General features: G+C 62.9%; 14 protein-coding genes. 5 read left to right on the top strand and 9 right to left on the bottom strand.

Translation table 11 applies throughout. From position 1 onward, the window contains the following. Window positions 1-2: 2 nt before the first annotated feature. From NKI20_RS08655 to NKI20_RS08620, 8 genes are all read right to left on the bottom strand, one after another. Complete coding sequence (locus NKI20_RS08655; RefSeq protein WP_352829867.1) at window positions 3-773, bottom strand: glutamine amidotransferase; 771 nt, start codon at window positions 771-773, stop codon at window positions 3-5. 30 nt (window positions 774-803) lie between these two features. Next, complete coding sequence (locus NKI20_RS08650; RefSeq protein WP_352829865.1) at window positions 804-1,892, bottom strand: phosphotriesterase family protein; 1,089 nt, start codon at window positions 1,890-1,892, stop codon at window positions 804-806. Between the two features lies 1 nt (window position 1,893). Beyond that, window positions 1,894-2,913, bottom strand: a complete 1,020-nt coding sequence (locus NKI20_RS08645) for an ABC transporter permease (RefSeq protein WP_352829863.1) — start codon at window positions 2,911-2,913, stop codon at window positions 1,894-1,896. Beyond that, window positions 2,910-3,707 carry an ATP-binding cassette domain-containing protein gene (locus tag NKI20_RS08640; RefSeq protein WP_352485862.1) on the bottom strand — a complete coding sequence of 266 codons (798 nt, stop codon included), beginning with the start codon at window positions 3,705-3,707 and terminating at the stop codon, window positions 2,910-2,912. The genes NKI20_RS08645 and NKI20_RS08640 overlap by 4 nt, the downstream gene beginning before the upstream one ends. Before the next feature lie 96 nt (window positions 3,708-3,803). Continuing rightward, window positions 3,804-4,745 (bottom strand): ABC transporter substrate-binding protein, encoded by a 942-nt coding sequence (locus NKI20_RS08635; protein WP_352599320.1) that lies wholly within the window; start codon window positions 4,743-4,745, stop codon window positions 3,804-3,806. Between the two features lie 141 nt (window positions 4,746-4,886). Further along, a complete protein-coding gene (locus tag NKI20_RS08630; RefSeq protein WP_352829861.1) occupies window positions 4,887-5,501 on the bottom strand; it encodes a cupin domain-containing protein in 615 nt (204 codons plus the stop codon). 161 nt (window positions 5,502-5,662) lie between these two features. Beyond that, complete coding sequence (locus NKI20_RS08625) at window positions 5,663-6,595, bottom strand: dimethylarginine dimethylaminohydrolase family protein (protein WP_023760469.1); 933 nt, start codon at window positions 6,593-6,595, stop codon at window positions 5,663-5,665. Then, window positions 6,582-8,213, bottom strand: coding sequence for a zinc-binding metallopeptidase family protein (locus NKI20_RS08620; RefSeq protein ID WP_352829858.1), 1,632 nt, complete (start codon window positions 8,211-8,213; stop codon window positions 6,582-6,584). The genes NKI20_RS08625 and NKI20_RS08620 overlap by 14 nt, the downstream gene beginning before the upstream one ends. Before the next feature lie 84 nt (window positions 8,214-8,297). Between NKI20_RS08620 and NKI20_RS08615 the strand changes: the two genes are divergently transcribed. The 5 genes from NKI20_RS08615 to NKI20_RS08595 all read left to right on the top strand — a co-directional run bounded on the left by NKI20_RS08615 (window position 8,298) and on the right by NKI20_RS08595 (window position 13,318). Further along, window positions 8,298-9,284: a LysR substrate-binding domain-containing protein gene (locus NKI20_RS08615; protein ID WP_352829856.1), complete on the top strand. Its 987-nt coding sequence runs from the start codon at window positions 8,298-8,300 to the stop codon at window positions 9,282-9,284. Between the two features lie 90 nt (window positions 9,285-9,374). Next, on the top strand, window positions 9,375-10,469 hold the full coding sequence (locus NKI20_RS08610) for an ABC transporter ATP-binding protein (protein WP_352829854.1): 1,095 nt from the start codon (window positions 9,375-9,377) through the stop codon (window positions 10,467-10,469). Window positions 10,470-10,537: 68 nt separating this feature from the next. Continuing rightward, on the top strand, window positions 10,538-11,653 hold the full coding sequence (locus NKI20_RS08605) for an ABC transporter substrate-binding protein (RefSeq protein WP_352829852.1): 1,116 nt from the start codon (window positions 10,538-10,540) through the stop codon (window positions 11,651-11,653). A 25-nt stretch (window positions 11,654-11,678) separates the two neighbouring features. Continuing rightward, window positions 11,679-12,512, top strand: coding sequence for an ABC transporter permease (locus NKI20_RS08600; RefSeq protein WP_352829850.1), 834 nt, complete (start codon window positions 11,679-11,681; stop codon window positions 12,510-12,512). Further along, window positions 12,512-13,318, top strand: coding sequence for an ABC transporter permease (locus NKI20_RS08595; protein WP_352829848.1), 807 nt, complete (start codon window positions 12,512-12,514; stop codon window positions 13,316-13,318). The genes NKI20_RS08600 and NKI20_RS08595 overlap by 1 nt, the downstream gene beginning before the upstream one ends. A 92-nt stretch (window positions 13,319-13,410) precedes the next feature. Here the strand turns inward: NKI20_RS08595 and NKI20_RS08590 are convergent, their stop codons facing one another. Continuing rightward, on the bottom strand, window positions 13,411-14,478 hold the full coding sequence (locus NKI20_RS08590) for a glycosyltransferase family 2 protein (RefSeq protein ID WP_352829846.1): 1,068 nt from the start codon (window positions 14,476-14,478) through the stop codon (window positions 13,411-13,413). Window positions 14,479-15,063: the final 585 nt, after the last annotated feature.

Below are 15,063 nucleotides of genomic sequence, written 5' to 3'. Positions count from 1 at the left end.
GGCTAGTCCCTGGCCGTCGCCCAGCTGAGCATCTGTTCGAACAGCGTCCTGTAGCCATTCCAGGCGATGAAGCCGGGCGGCAGCCAATGCGGGCCGACATCCGAGGTCCAGGCGACGGTGCGGCCATGGCCATATTTGCCGGTCACCAGCAGTGGCAGCGAACGGTAGTCGGAGGAAACAGTGGCGAGAACTTCCGCGCCGTCCTTGACCGCGACTTCGTTGAAGCCGAGCAGGATCGGCCAATCCTTGCCGAGACCCTTAAGGATCGGATGGCTCTGCGGGCCGACAACGACCGGCGCATAGCCTTCCGGAACCTCGACGCGGTCGTCCACCGGCAGGCAGGTGACCGGCAGAACGTCCTCGACAGGCGTCTTGTGATAGCGCGCGCCCCCATTGATGCCCTGGAAGCTGTAATAGCCGCCGAACATCAACAGGCCGCCGCCATTGCCGACATAGTCGCGCAACAGGCGCAGCCGGTTCGGAGTTGGTTTGGAGTGGACCCAGGTGTCCGGGTGGAGCAACAGCGTGTTGGCACCAAGATCGGAAAGCACGACCGCGTCGTAGGCCGAAAGCGTTTCCAAGGTCTGCGGAAAGTTCCGCTGTGCCTCATGCGCCGGCATGAAGGTGACGTCGAACGGACCGTCCTTCAGCGCGGCCAGCAGTTCGTCGGCACCGGTGTGATAGGTCACGGTCGGAAACTGGTCGAAGCCTTTGATGTGGGTCGCGGTCGAGACCCAGGACTCGCCTGCGAGAAGAACCTTCTTCCTGGACATGTAGACTCCTGCCTTGTTTGGAGCCGCGGCTCAGAGGCCCTCGGCGAACACAGTCTTTGGATTGTCGATGAGCATCGTGTCGATTGCCGATTGTTCGACACCATGGCGCTTCAGTCTCGGCACGAAATGCTTGAGGATGAAGCTGTAGCCGAAACCGCCGAAGCGGGTCAGCATGATCTTGAGAAAAACGTCCTGCGACAGCAGAATCCGGTCGAGCAGCCCCATGTCGATCAGCGAGCGGATGGCACGCGCGTTCTGCTCGTCGGACGGCGACTGCGCATCCTGGTCGGCATAATAGAAATCCATGCCGATCATGTCGTATTCCAGGAAGGCGCCGCGCGTGGCGAGGCTTTGCTGGTAGGCAAGATCGTTGTGGCTCGGGTTCATGTGGCAAAGCACCGTATGCCGGAGATCGGCGCCTTCCGCCTCGACCACGTCGAGCACGTCATGCGCCAGCCGCTCCCAGCCGGGTAGATGAATGGTCAGCGGCACGCCGGTGATCTTGGCCGCGCGGGCCGAAGCCCGCAGTGACTTGCGTTCCTCGTCGGTGAAATCCTTGCTGACGCCGACCTCGCCGATGATGCCGGCCATGATTTCGGGTTGCGTCGACCCGCCGCCGACGTCGTTGACGAGGAATTCGGTGACGTCGTCGACGTCCATCGCTTTCAGCCAGTCGGGGTGGGTGTGCTGCAGGTAGAAACCTGTCCCCATGACGATCCGCAACCCCGAGGCGCGGGCAATGCGTGCGAGCTTCACCGGATCGCGGCCAATGCCGATGTTCGTCGCATCGACCACCGTGTGGCCGCCAAGCGCCCGGTATTTCGCCAGCTCCGAAAGCGCCAGATCGCTATCGTCGAGCGAGACGTTGTCGCGGTTCATGTAAGGGTTCATCCGCAACTCGCCGATGATGTCCATGCTGACCGGCTGCTCGGCGATCTTCTTCTCGTCGGGATGGCAGGGGCATTTCCACGATTTCGCGCCATCGAGCAGGATATGCTCGTGCATCAGCGTCACGCCCATGTCGGCGATCGCGACCGGGCCGGTAACGGTCATCACGGTGCCGGAGCGGACACCGATGGGCGCCCGTTCCCTTGGTTTGTCGTCGAACAGATGATCCATGTCAGCGGCTCCGCGTTGCGCCCTTGAACAGCCGGAAATTCAGCCAGATGGCAACGAGGATGATTGTGCCGGTGACGATCGGCGTCAGGAAGGGCGACATGTGCGCCAGGATCAGGCCGTTGCCGATAACGGCGACGGTCAACGCGCCGAGCACGGTGCCGATGATCGTGCCGCGCCCGCCGAACAGGCTGGTGCCGCCAAGCACCACGGCGGCGATGACATCGAGCTCGAAACCCTGGCCGGAATTCGACGAGCCGGAACCGAGCCGGGCGGCAAGAACAACGCCGGCTACCGCCGCCGCCATGCCTGACAGGACATAGACGAACAGGGTCATGAAGCGCGTATCGACACCGGCGCGGCGCACGGCTTCGGCATTGGCCCCTATGCCGGTGACATAGCGCCCGAACGGCGTCTGGTTGAATGCGAGATAGGCGACGATCAGGACGACAAGGGCGAGCAGTGCCGGTACCGGCACGCCGAGAAACCAGGCCCTGCCGATGTTGACGAAGAAGCTGGTCGGCTCAACCGGGATAGAATAGCCGCCGGTGATCAGCAACGCCACGCCGCGGATGATCGAGAGTCCGGCAAGTGTGACGATAAAGGCCGGTATCCGCTCATAGGCGATGAAGAAGCCCTGCAAAACCCCGATCGCCGCGCCGAGTGCCAGCATGGCAACGACGACGAGCGGCCACGGCAGGCCGGACTGCAGCAAGACAGCCGACAGCGTCGCCGTCAGCGCCAGCACGGACCCGACCGAGAGGTCGATACCGCCGGTGGTGATGACGAAGGTCATGGCTGCCGCAACGATCAGCAGCGGCGCCGACTGGCGCACGATATTGAGCAGATTGGGCGCCGTCAGGAAGGAGCCGGTGGTCAGCGAGAAGACCACGCAGACGACGAGGAAGAACAGGGCTATCGAGACGACGCTGCCATTGGTTATCGCCATGTCCTTCCAGGTGGTGTTGTGGACGCGTTTGGGCGGCGAGGCGCTGATATCCCCAGGTGATGACGTGACATTCATGGCTGCGCTGCCTCATCACGGCTGGCGCGGGCCGAACGCGCCGTGAATTTGCGGCCGACGATGAGGTTGACGACCTCTTCGATGCTGGTGTCGCCGATCTTGCGTTCGGCGACATTGCAACCCTCATACATGACCTGGATGCGATCGCAGACCAGGAACAGATCCTGCAGCCGATGGGTGATGAGGATGACGCTGACGCCGCGGGCGCTGACGGCGCGGATGAGCTCCAGAACCGCTTCAACCTCCGCCACGGCAAGGGCCGCCGTCGGCTCGTCCATGATCAGCACCGATGGATCGAAGGAGGCGGCGCGGCCGATGGCAATCGACTGGCGCTGCCCACCGGACAGGTTTTCGACCTTGAGCCTGGTATCGGCAATGACGATGCCGAGCCGGTCGAGCATCTCACGCGTCTGATCATGCATGCGCTTGTTGTCGAGAAAGGGGACGCCGAGAACGCGGCGGCGCGGCTCGCGGCCGAGGAAGAGATTGCCCGCCACATCAATCGTGTCGCAGAGTGAAAGGTCCTGATAGACCATCTCCACCCGTGCGGCGCGGGCATCGGCCGGTGAGGAAAAGGAGACAGCCTTGCCGTCGATCTCGATGGTGCCGGAATCCGGAATGACCGCACCGGACAGAACCTTGCTCAAGGTGGATTTGCCGGCTCCATTGTCGCCGACCAGGCCAAGCACCTCGCCAGGCTTCAGGTCCAGCGAAACGTCGTCCAGCGTCTGGATGGGGCCGTATCGTTTGGAAATACCGGTCATCCTGACGCGGTAGGATTCGCCATCGCTCATCACGGTTCCAGTTCTCAAGCCAACAAGTTCAATCGGTCGCCGGGCCGCGCAGGCAACCCTCGGGTCATTGCGCGGCCCGGCGGTCCGGGGAGGATACTACTTGAACATGTCCTTGAACTGGCCGACATTTTCCTTGGTCACGATGGTGATCGGAACATTGATGATCGGATCGATCTTCTCACCCTTCTTGAGCTTGCCGAAGGCTTCAACCGCTGCCTTGCCTTCACCAGCCGGATCCTGCTGGACGACGGCGACCACCCAGCCCTCTTCGAGACCTTGCACCGCCGACTTGGTCAGGTCCCAGCCGAACACCTTGACATCGCCGGTGCGGCCCTGGCTGGTGACGGCGGAAACCGCGCCGAGCAGAGCCGGCTCGCCGGTTGCGTAAAGCGTCGTCATGTCAGGATTGGCGGTCATAAGGTTCTCGGCGGCGGACAGGGCTACGTCCTGCACGTTCTGGCCGTCGACCGTGTCGAGGAAGGTTACCTTCTGGCCGCTGTCGGTGACGGCCTTCTTGAAGCCGTCGAGCCGCTGGTTCTGGATGAACGAATTGAGCGCGCCGACAACGCCGATCTTGGCGGTTCCGTTCAGCTTGGTCTTGACGTATTCGGCGTAGAACTTGCCTATATCCTCGCCGGCCTTGGTGTTGTCGACGCCGACAAAGGCGACGTTGTCGCCATTCGGGATTTGCGCGTCGATGGCAATGACCGGAATTCCGGCAGCCTTGGCCGCGGTGATGGCCGGTTTCACACCGTTGACATCGATGGCGACGAGAATGATGCCGTCGACCTTCTGGGTGATGTAATTCTCGATCGCGTCGTTCTGCGCGCTTGGTACATTGTTGGCGTTGAAGATGACGAGGTCGACGCCGGCGGCCTTGGCAGCAGCCGTTGCACCGTCATTGATCTGGTTGAAGAACAGGGCCTGCTGGTTGATGGTCACCAGTGCATAGGTCTCGGCCATGGCGGAAGCAGAGCCGAGGGCGAGGGTCATGGCGATGGCTGCGGCGCAGCTTGAAAGGATCTTGGTAAGACGCATTCCGGTTCCCCTTGGTTTTACGAAAAGGCCCTTGATCGGGCTCACCTGGCGACTGAGCGCAAGGGCATAATTCAAGATGCTTGATTTCTTGTCAAGTGACTTGAATTAGCGTCAACGAAAGGAATCAGGAGATGCGCCGGATCAGAATGTCGCTGGCGTGTTCACCCAGAAAATGCTGGCGCGTTCATCTCCGACATTGCGGTACCAGTGCGGCAGTTCGGAGTTGAAGACGAAGGAATCGCCGGCGGACAGGCGAAACGTTTTTTCGCCGACCATCAATTCGATCGCACCTTCCAGGAGATAGCCGACTTCCTCGCCGGCATGCTGGATCGGGCCAGCGCTCTCACCGCCCGCTTCGATATGATGGATGTTGCACTGCAGGAGATGGCCGGGCGAATACGGAATGACCCGCTCGAGCGAAATACCTTCGCCGCGCCGAAGCGGATCGAGCGCTATCAACGGCCGCGATCCAGCCCGAAAGACGATGCCTTCCTCGCCATCGGATTCCTCGAACATCCAGCCAATGTTCGTGCCGAGCACCTCGACGAGCCGGTGAAGCATGGGAAGCGAGGGCGAGACCTTGCCGTTCTCCACCTTGGAAAGCAGGCTTTCCGAGCAGTTCGCGGCGGCAGCGAGCGCCTTCAAGGTCAGCCCTCGCGTCTGCCGGGACAGCTTCAGCCGCGTGCCGAGCCGCAAGAGGCTGGTGGCGGTCGAGCGCTCGTCACGCTTGCTGTTGTGGGTATCGATCTTGTTCATCGGGGGGCGCGAACATCTCCTCTGGTCGGGCCGACTCGTAAAACTGATCCTGTAGGATGTCCATCCTATGAAAAATGGAGGAATGGCTGGATCGCAATCAGCGACCTGCCCAGGCAAGCGCCGCCCCCGCCGTTTCAATGCTCGCGAATGGGCTCCGCCGCTCAGGCCGGTTCGCGCTTCAGCGCCTGTGCCATGCAGTGGATGCCGCCGCCGGTCTTGGAAATCTCGCTCATGTCGACGGCCGCGACCTCGAAGCCGCGTGCCTTGAGCTGACCGATCAGCGTCTGGCTGGAGGTCGGCGCGATCACCCGGTCCTTGCCCAGCGACATGAAGTTGCAGCCGAGCGCCATCGTATCCTGGAACGGCACGTCGATGATCTCGTGTCCCTTGCCCTTCAGCCAGTCGACGATGCCGGGCTCAGTGCAGGCGAGGCAAACGGCGGTCAATTTTTCGGCGATCGGCACCACCATCAGGTCGATATGGACATAGTACTCGTCGATGAAGGCGATGCGGGTCTCCCAGCCTTCCTTGTCGAACCAGGCCTGCACCTGGCGAGCGCCTTCTTCTTGCGTGCGGGCGCCGCCGCAGCCGATCAGCACGACGCCATCCTCGATGACGTTGAAGTCGCCGCCCTCGAATGTACCTGCCGTAACCATGTCGTAGATCGGGATGCCGAGTTTTTCGTAGGTGCGGATGGCGGCGTAGTTCTCGCCGCGCCGCCACCAATTGGCCATAGCGGTGATGACGGCGCCATAAGGCGTCATCACACTGGAATCACGGGAATAGACTTGCATCGGCAGTTCGGGTGTCGGTTCGTGCCAATGGATGTTGACGCCGAAATGTTCATAGGCCGCGACGAGGTCCTTGTGCTGCGCCTGCGCGATCTGGACATTGCATGGCGCCTCGCGCAGATGCTTGCGCGACAGCGAGCTGGTCGACAGATGACGCAGGAAATTGGGCGACCCGAGCAAGACATCGGTCAGGACGTCGGTCTCGTTGGCAAAACCCCAGGCGGTCAGCGGCTTGGTGCCGCCGGCCGGGTTGCGGCGCTGCAGCGAAAACGGCTCGGCGACAATACGGTCATGAACGGTCATGGGGTGCTCCTCGTGAGGTGGCTTGGGGTGTCTGATTGTTCGGGATCCACCAGTCCCGCCCGCGCGGGGTGGTGACGTATTCCGGCCAGCGAAATCCAATCGGCGGCTCGTAGTCGCAGAGCGGCGCGATCCAGTTCGAACCGCCGATGCCGCCGCCGGTGCGGGTGACGAACTCGTCCATCGCCGCACCGCGCGCGGTTTTGTCCTCCAGCAGGCGAAGGGCTGCCAGTGCGATGGTCTTCGACGCGCAGACGACCATCGGGTCGATGGTGGCAGGAATGCCGCCCAGCGCATTCATGACCCATGACGGATAGGGGTAGCCGGTCTCCGAACGCAGCGCCGGGCGGGCGACATAGAAGCGCGCAGTCGGCGCATGCCAGCTCATATCGGTGTAATCGTCGGAGGTCGAATTCACCTGCGAAGGCGGCAGATCGCGGCGCAGGATCGCCTCCGCCGCCTGCGGCTCGATCAGGCGTTCGAGTTCTTCGATGAACGGCTCGTCACTCGCCATGCGCCCGGCATTGACCTGTATCTCGCGCGCGACTGCCTTGGCCTCCTCGTCCCAGCGCGGCGGCCCGACGCTCGACAGCGCTTCATACGCGATCTCGGCCATGGTGTGATTGGCCAGCCCCGGCCGCGACTTCGACACCCAGTGCCGCTCATGGCGGCAGCCGCTCATGCTGGCAGCGGCCTCGGCATTGCGGTCGAGCACGGCTGCGATCTGCTCGGCCATCGCCAGTGTCGGCACGCGGATCATGTACTGGATCTCGGCCAACTCTGCCGGCAGGTTGTCGGCGGTCGCCTGGCCGGCGGTCAGGATCGCCTCGCTGATCGACCAGCCACCCTGGTGCGGCAGCATGGAATCGCGCAGCGCCTTGGACGTCATGTACATCATCATCAGCGCATCGTTGGCACCGGGCGCGCGCACCGCCGAATGCGCCTGCGGAATGGGCGCCGCGCCGCCCGCCGCCCGCGCCCAGCGCTCCGGTTGGTCGCAGACAAAGCGATAGATCATCGCGTAAGCCGCGCCGCAATGCGTGTCCCAGCGCGCGGTGTTGCAGAGCGGCAGCATGTAGAACGGATGAAAGGAGATCATGCCGGCAAGGCCGTCATAATACCCCTTCGCAGCATGGATCGGCTTTGATCCGCGCACCTTCTCGGCCGGCTCGCCGGTGAAGCGCAGCGTGCCCGGTATGCCGTGGCGCTGCATCGCCGCCTTGGTCGCCAATAGCCCGCCGAGGCTCGAAATGCCCAACCCGGAATGCGGATCGGTGTGGCCACCCGCATGTTCGCCGAGGCCCGGGCGAGGGCGACGGACGGTCGCCGCATCCTGGCAATTGCCCGGCACGGCGTCGTATTCGGCATACATGCCGATGGTCGGCCCGGCGCCGTTTGTCCAATGCGCGCAGAAGGCTGTGGGCATGCCGCCGGAACCTTCCTCGACGGAAAAGCCTTCGCGCTTCAGTCTCTCCACATACCAGGCAGAGGATTGATACTCGCGCCATGCAGTCTCGCCGAAGTCGAAAATGGTGCGCGTCCACGCCGACAACAGTGGCCGGATGTCGTCAAGACAGGTAAGCGCCGTTGCTTGCGCCGCAGTAGTGACCGCTTTCTCCATGGCCGGAGAAGAAAGCAGTGAAGCGGTTCATCAAAAAGTGATATGTTTTTCCGGCTCATGCAAATTCGGTTCACCTGAGGTCTCTTGCGCATACCATCGACACAAGCGCTGCGTGCGCTCGACAGCTTCGCTCGTCACGGCAGCGTCTGGCGCGCCGCCGACGAGTTACACCTGACCCGCAGCGCCGTGAGCCACCAGCTTCGCCTGCTGGAGCGCGACCTCGGCTTCGACCTGCTCGAACGCATCGGCAAGGGCGTGGCGCTGACGCCACGCGGCCAGCGCTACGCCAGCGACGTGCGCAAGGCGTTGACCGTTCTGGGCGACGCGGTGACACGCCATGCCGGCACCGGCGTCGGCGGCTCGTTCAGCATCAGTTGCACGCCCGGCTTCGCCTCGTTGTTCCTTTGCACCCATATCGGCGAGTTCCGGCAGATGTATCCCGATGTCGCGCTGCGCATCCTGACGCCGCGACGACTGGATGATGTCAGCAATGCCGACGCCGATGCCTTCATCGCCTTCGGGGTCGGCAACTGGCCGAACCGAGCGGTCGAGCTTCTGTGCGAGATTTCGTTTACGCCGCTCTGCAGCCCGACGCTGCTCAACAAGGTCGGTGGATTCTCGAAGCCAGCCGACGTTTTGCGCGCCAACCTCCTGCATCTCGGCGATACCGAGGATTGGGCGCGCTGGCTGGCGCTGTCGAAGGTCGAGAACCCCGACCCGGAGGGCGGCATCTTCTTTTCCGACATGAATCTCGTCTTCTCGGCCGCGATTGCCGGCCAGGGCATGGCCATGGGCGACGAACTGACCAGCGGCAAGGCGCTGGCCGAAGGCAGGCTGGTGCGTCCATTCGATATCGCGATCAAATCGCCGCGCTCGTACTTCCTGGTCTCCGAACACGCCAAGGCCGCGCATCCGGTGCTCGACGCCTTTGCCGGATGGTTGCGGTCGAAGCTCGCGGAAAGCAATGCCAAGGGCAGGGCTGACCACGGGCGCCACGCCAAGGGCATGGCTGACCACGGGCGTCACGCCAAAGGTATATCCGATCACGGGCGCCATCGATTGGATAGATGAATCAAATTTGCCGATCAGGCGAAAACTATTCGGTTGCGGTGAGGCCGCGCGCTGCCCTACGATTTCCCCTGAAGCGAGGAAACAGGCAGGATGCAGCAACCCGGCCGGGCCGCAGAGATCAAGGCAATTGGGATCGGCAAAAGCTTCGGCTCATTCCGTGCACTGGACAATCTGTCGCTCGATATAGGCCGCGGCGAATTCCTGACCCTGCTCGGACCGTCCGGCTCGGGCAAGACCACATTCCTGATGATCCTTGCCGGATTCGTGCAGCCGAGCGAGGGCCGTCTGTTCAGCGATGGCGTCGACATCACCGACCGGCCGGCCGAGCAGCGCGCTGCCGGCATGGTGTTCCAGGGCTACGCGCTGTTTCCGCACATGAGCGTGGAAGCCAACATCGCCTTTCCCCTCAAGGTGCGTAAGAAATCGGCGGCCGACATCAAGCGCCGGGTCGGCGAGATGATCGAACGCGTAGGCCTCAAGGGCCACGAGAAAAAGCTGCCGGCGCAGCTTTCCGGCGGCCAGCAGCAGCGCGTGGCGCTGGCGCGCGCGCTGGTGTTCGAGCCGGGCGTGCTGTTGCTCGATGAACCGTTCTCGGCACTGGACAAGGGCCTGCGCGGCCAGATGCAGGCCGAGATGAAGCGGCTGCACCAGGAGACCGGCACCACCTTCGTCTTCGTCACCCACGACCAGAGCGAGGCACTGGCGCTGTCGTCGCGCGTCGCCATCTTCAACCATGGCAAACTGCTGCAGGTCGGAGCGCCCGACGAGGTCTACGACCGGCCGGACAACCGCTTCGTCGCCGAGTTCCTCGGCGAGATCAACATGCTGCCGCTGAAGGGCGTCCACCCGGCAGGCGATGGCTCGACCGGCCTCTGCGAAGACCGTGCGGTCTCCATGCGTTGCAAGGCCGAGGCGGTGCGCGGCGATGCGATCCTGGCGATCCGGCCCGAATACATGTCGATATCAGGAGAGGCGGCAGCCGGTGAGAACGGCATCGCCGCGACAGCGACCGCCTCCACCTATCTCGGCGCGGCAACGCGGCTTGACCTGACGACGCGGCAAGGCGCCAAGGTCACGGTCTCGGTGCCCAACGAGGTGGCCGCAGCCGCGCTCAGCAAGGGCAACTCCGTCTGGCTCACCTGGCCGGCTGAAAAGGGTTTCCTCCTTCCGCAAGGAGGACAATGACGATCGGTGTGGCGAGACAAGTGCCCACCACTTTGCGGTACTATCAACGACAAAAAAGGGGAACTGACATGACACATGATACCAAGAAACAAGCCATCGAGAGCCTGTCCGCCAGGGCAGGTCGCGGCGAAATCTCGCGCCGCCAATTCACGCAGCTCGCAGCATTCGTGCTGGCCGGCACGCCGATGATGCTGCGCTCGACCGGAGCCTTTGCCGCGGCGAAGGAACTGGTGCTGGTCAACTGGGGCGGTGACGCCATCACGGCTTACGACGCAGCCTACGGCCAGCCCTTCACCAAGGAAACCGGCATCACCGTCAAGATGGATGGCTCGGGCCCGACCGAAGGCGCCATCGCCGCGCAGTTCAAGAGCGGCGCGCCGACCTGGGACCTCGTCGACGTCGACCCGTTCTCGGCCATCACGCTCGGTGCCCAGGGCGCCCTCGAGCCGATCGATTATACGATCGTCGACAAGAAGAAGATGCGCGAAGGCTTTGGCTGGGAATACGCCGCCTCGACCTATTTCTTCTCCTATGTCATCGCCTACGACTCCGAGAAGTACGGCAAGGACGCGCCGACCGGCATGGCCGATTTCTTCGACGTGAAGAAATTCCCCGGCAAGCGCTCGCTCTACAAATGGGGCGTGTCGAGCTGGGAAGCCGCCCTGCTGGCCGACGGCATCGCGCCGGCGTCGCTCTATCCGCTCGATCTCAAGCGCGCGCATGACAAGATCGCCGCCTTCAAGGAAAATGTCGTTGCCTATTGGGGCGGCGGTGCCGAAAGCCAGAGCGTGCTGCTCAATGGCGAGGCCTCGATGGCGATCGTCTGGTCGACGCGCGCTTCACTGATCGAGCAGGATTCGGGCGGCAAGATCAAGTTCATCTGGGACCAGGGCCTGATCTCGCCCGGTGCGCTCGCCGTGCTCAAGGGCAATCCTGGCGGCAAGGAAGCGGCCATGAAGTTCATCGCCAGCACCCAGGACCCGCAAAAGGAGCTGGTCATGTTCGACAAGCTCGGCCAGGGCCCTGCAAATCCGGCTGCCGACGCGCTGATTCCCGCCGACAAGAAGCGCATCAACCCGGTCGATCCCGAGAACATGAAGAAGCAGATCGCACTCGACATGGACTGGTACGCCAAGAATTACGGGGCAGCGCTCGACGAATACACCAAGATCATCTCGGCCTGATCAAGACCGGGATAATCGGGTTCATATGAGGTCCTATCTCTCCGACAGGATGGGCGCGGCGCTGTTGATGGCGCCGCTGCTCCTGTTTCTTGTCCTGGCCTATGCGTGGCCGTTCTTCGGCGTCGTCAAATGGAGCTTTACGCTGCCGACGCCGGGGCTCGGGCAGTATGAGGCGCTGCTCACCGACGATCTGGTGCAGTCGGTGTTCATCCGCACGCTGCGCATAGCGGCGGTCGTCACCGTGGTTTCGGTCGCCGCTGCCTACGCCATCACCGTCGTCTGGGTGCGAGGAACCCCGGCACAGCGCCTGATCGCCGAGTTCTGCATTCTCGTTCCCTTCTGGATTTCCGTCCTGACCCGTGCCTTCGGCTGGGTGGCGCTGTTGTCCAATCGCGGCCTGATCAACACCTGGCTGCAGGCGATCGGCTTCATTTCCGAACCGCTGGCGCTGGTGCGCAACGAATTCGGCGTCATCGTCGGCATGACGCATTTCCTCATTCCTTTCGCCGTCTTCCCGCTGGCATCGGCCATGCGCAGCCTCGACGACCGCGTGCTGCTGGCCGCGCGCGGCCTCGGCTCCAGCCGCATGCGCACCTTCTGGACGGTGTTCGTACCGATGACGCGCTCCGGCATCATCGGCGCGGCGATGATCGTCTTCGTCTTTTCGCTCGGCTTCTTTGTCACGCCGGCGATCCTTGGTGGCGGCCGCAGCGTCATGATCGCCGAGCTGATCTATCTCCGCATTTTCCAGAGCCCGGACTGGGGTCTGGGGGCGGCCATCAGCGTGGTCCTGGTGTTGTTCGTCGGCGCGCTGATGGCGCTGCTGTTCCGTTATGTCAGACCGAAGCAATTGATCTGATGCCGACCTATCGCCCCGGTCCCGTCTCGCTGATCATCGCCGCCTTCGTGGCGCTGTTCCTGCTGCTGCCGCTGCTCGCCGTCATCCCGGTGTCGCTGACGCCGAGCCGCATGCTGGCGATGCCGTCAGGTGAACTGTCGTTGCGCCACTACCGGTCGTTGGTCGAGGATCCGCGCTGGCTCCAATCAATCCTGCTCAGCATCCGCATCGGTATCGTCAGCAGCGCCTTTTCCACCGTGCTGGCACTATGCTTCAGCCTCGGGGTCTGGATGTTCCAGCCGCGCTTCACGGCGGCACTCGTCGGCTTTGTGCTGCTGCCCATGGTGGTGCCGCCCGTGGTCTCGGCGATCACGCTCTACTTCCTGCTCACCTCGATCTCAGGTTTCAGCTCGTTCTTTGGTTATGACACATGGCTTGGTGTCGCCATGGCGCATTCGGTGATGACCGTGCCCTTTGCCACCGTGCTGATGCTGGTCTCGCTCAGTCAGCTCGACCGCCGCATCGATCTTGCCGCGCGCGGCCTTGGCGCCTCGGTCTGGGAGCGCGCCACCCGGATCATCATGCCCAACATCAAATTCGGCATCATCACCGCGGCGCTTTTGTCCTTCGTGTTGTCCTGGGAAGAAATCGGCGTCACACTGTTTATCACCTCGGTCAACGCCATCACGCTTCCCCGGCTGATGTGGATGGGCCTGCGCGACAACATCGACCCGGCGATCGCCGCACTCTCGGTGATATTGATCATCATCACGGTGCTGGTGCTGGCGGTGCGCAGCTTCGTGGTCAGGCAGCGCGGGGCGCAGTGAGAGACAAAGCGCAGCGCAGGCTCACTTGAGACCTTCGGGGACAGCGCGTCCCATCCCATTCTGCCGGACATCTCGTCCACAAGGGCTCAGGGCTACCCCATCGCGCGGCGTATCGTTCTGGACAGGCGAGCAAGGAATGTCGGTCGGGACGATGCGTCGAGCTTCCACGACAGAACCGCCATGGCCATTTGTCGCGGCAGCATGCCGACAGACAGGAACCAGGCGGCAAGCACGGCGCGGCGGCGCAGGGACGCCGTCATTTCGAGGCTGGCGACAGCGCCCGCCGCCGCGAGCGCCAGGCGGGAATCGTCGGCGACGGGGTGCCGGTGCCTGTCCGTGCAGAGCGATGCCAGCCGTTCTTCCAGGTGGACAGGATCATGGCGAACAATTTCTGCCGGCACGACGGTCAGGCCGGCCTGCGATACCTGGTCCGACAGCGCCTCCATGCGGTGGAAATCGTGCTCTACCCGCCAGCGTGCCCGCTCGGCGAGCTTTTCACCGAAGACCGAATGGTTGGCGCCGTGGATTCTGTAAGCGCCGACACATTCATCGATGGACTGGACTTGGCCATAGAGCGGCGCCAGCGTCGCAAGATAGCCGTCGGCGCCCTGGCGGAAATCCGGTTCCGGAATCGGCATGATCGATTCCAGGGTCGTCCGGTCAAAGGCGAGCCCGCTGGTTACGGTCGTCTGGTAGCGCCCCTTGCGCAGAAGCTTCGGCATGACATCGCCGCTGTCGAAGGGCAGCTCCGGCGGCGGAAAGACGTCCTTGATGCGTTGCCGGTCATCGACAATGTGCAATCTGGATTGCACCTGGGCGGTTGCCTCGTCCCAGGTGTCGACGATCCTGGAGACGGCTTCCGGATAAAGATAATCGTCGGCGTCGAGGAAGAGGACGATTCTGCCGGAGCTCGCAGCAAAGCCGGTGTTGAAGGCGGCCGCGTGCCCGCCATTCTTTCGTCGCGGACAAGCAAGGATCCTGTCGCCGTAGGATTTCATGATGGTCCTGGAATTGTCCTGCGATGCATCGTCGACGACGATCACTTCGACATCGTCGTGGTCCTGCTCCAGGGCGCTGTCGATGCTGCGTTCAAGGAAACGCGCGTAATTGTAGTTCGGAATAATGATGGAAACCGGGATCTTGTGGGGGGTAGACTGCATCGCATTCGACCTCGCATCTTGCTTTGGTTTCGGCGAAGCCCGCTCGTGGGCTGCCTCGTCTTCAAGCTCGCTCCGCGAGTTTCCCGAGGAAAAGCACTCGCCTTTTCGTCGGGGACGGATCGTCACTCGTTCGCGACTTCATGCAAAGCCGCCATCGCCTTCGAGGATCGCGGTGACCGCGGTGCTGACTGAGTCAAGGGTGCCGCCGGCCAGCAAAAGCTCCGACGCTCCGGGTATCGACCAAGCTCGACGGAAATGGTGTCACGTTCGGTCACGGTAGACCGCAACGGACGCCTTGAAGGCACGTTCGATACTGGCCTTCAAATGCGGCTGGAACAAGCCGCTATCCGAAAACGGATGTCCAGACGCGTGGCCAGATGGTGTCAGGCAAAACAAACCTCACCGAGACGCGGCCAATCCTGCCTAGATCGCAACGCCGCGCAGCGCCCCTGACGACGTTGTTGGCAAAGTCGTATCAGCATTCATCAATCCGATGACGAATCGCCATCGCCTCCGCGCGTCGAATGGCTATATCTGACACAGTATGCAGAACCCAGACAGGCTTCCGAAAGGCAATGGTCGGCA

It is taken from the genome of Mesorhizobium sp. M0830, assembly GCF_040319965.1.
Taxonomy (GTDB): Bacteria; Pseudomonadota; Alphaproteobacteria; order Rhizobiales; family Rhizobiaceae; genus Mesorhizobium.
Note: the sequence above shows the minus strand (reverse complement) of the source record. Positions and strands in the feature narration are given on the sequence as shown.

Bases quoted from the DNA above. Each gene is read 5' to 3' on its own strand.
- NKI20_RS08605 (WP_352829852.1), top strand. From the start codon at position 10,538: ATGACACATGATACCAAGAAACAAGCCATCGAGAGCCTGTCCGCCAGG.
- NKI20_RS08610 (WP_352829854.1), top strand. From the start codon at position 9,375: ATGCAGCAACCCGGCCGGGCCGCAGAGATCAAGGCAATTGGGATCGGC.
- NKI20_RS08600 (WP_352829850.1), top strand. From the start codon at position 11,679: ATGAGGTCCTATCTCTCCGACAGGATGGGCGCGGCGCTGTTGATGGCG.
- NKI20_RS08590 (WP_352829846.1), bottom strand. From the start codon at position 14,478: ATGCAGTCTACCCCCCACAAGATCCCGGTTTCCATCATTATTCCGAAC.
- NKI20_RS08595 (WP_352829848.1), top strand. From the start codon at position 12,512: ATGCCGACCTATCGCCCCGGTCCCGTCTCGCTGATCATCGCCGCCTTC.
- NKI20_RS08650 (WP_352829865.1), bottom strand. From the start codon at position 1,892: ATGGATCATCTGTTCGACGACAAACCAAGGGAACGGGCGCCCATCGGT.
- NKI20_RS08625 (WP_023760469.1), bottom strand. From the start codon at position 6,595: ATGACCGTTCATGACCGTATTGTCGCCGAGCCGTTTTCGCTGCAGCGC.
- NKI20_RS08640 (WP_352485862.1), bottom strand. From the start codon at position 3,707: ATGAGCGATGGCGAATCCTACCGCGTCAGGATGACCGGTATTTCCAAA.
- NKI20_RS08655 (WP_352829867.1), bottom strand. From the start codon at position 773: ATGTCCAGGAAGAAGGTTCTTCTCGCAGGCGAGTCCTGGGTCTCGACC.
- NKI20_RS08645 (WP_352829863.1), bottom strand. From the start codon at position 2,913: ATGAATGTCACGTCATCACCTGGGGATATCAGCGCCTCGCCGCCCAAA.
- NKI20_RS08620 (WP_352829858.1), bottom strand. From the start codon at position 8,213: ATGGAGAAAGCGGTCACTACTGCGGCGCAAGCAACGGCGCTTACCTGT.
- NKI20_RS08635 (WP_352599320.1), bottom strand. From the start codon at position 4,745: ATGCGTCTTACCAAGATCCTTTCAAGCTGCGCCGCAGCCATCGCCATG.
- NKI20_RS08630 (WP_352829861.1), bottom strand. From the start codon at position 5,501: ATGAACAAGATCGATACCCACAACAGCAAGCGTGACGAGCGCTCGACC.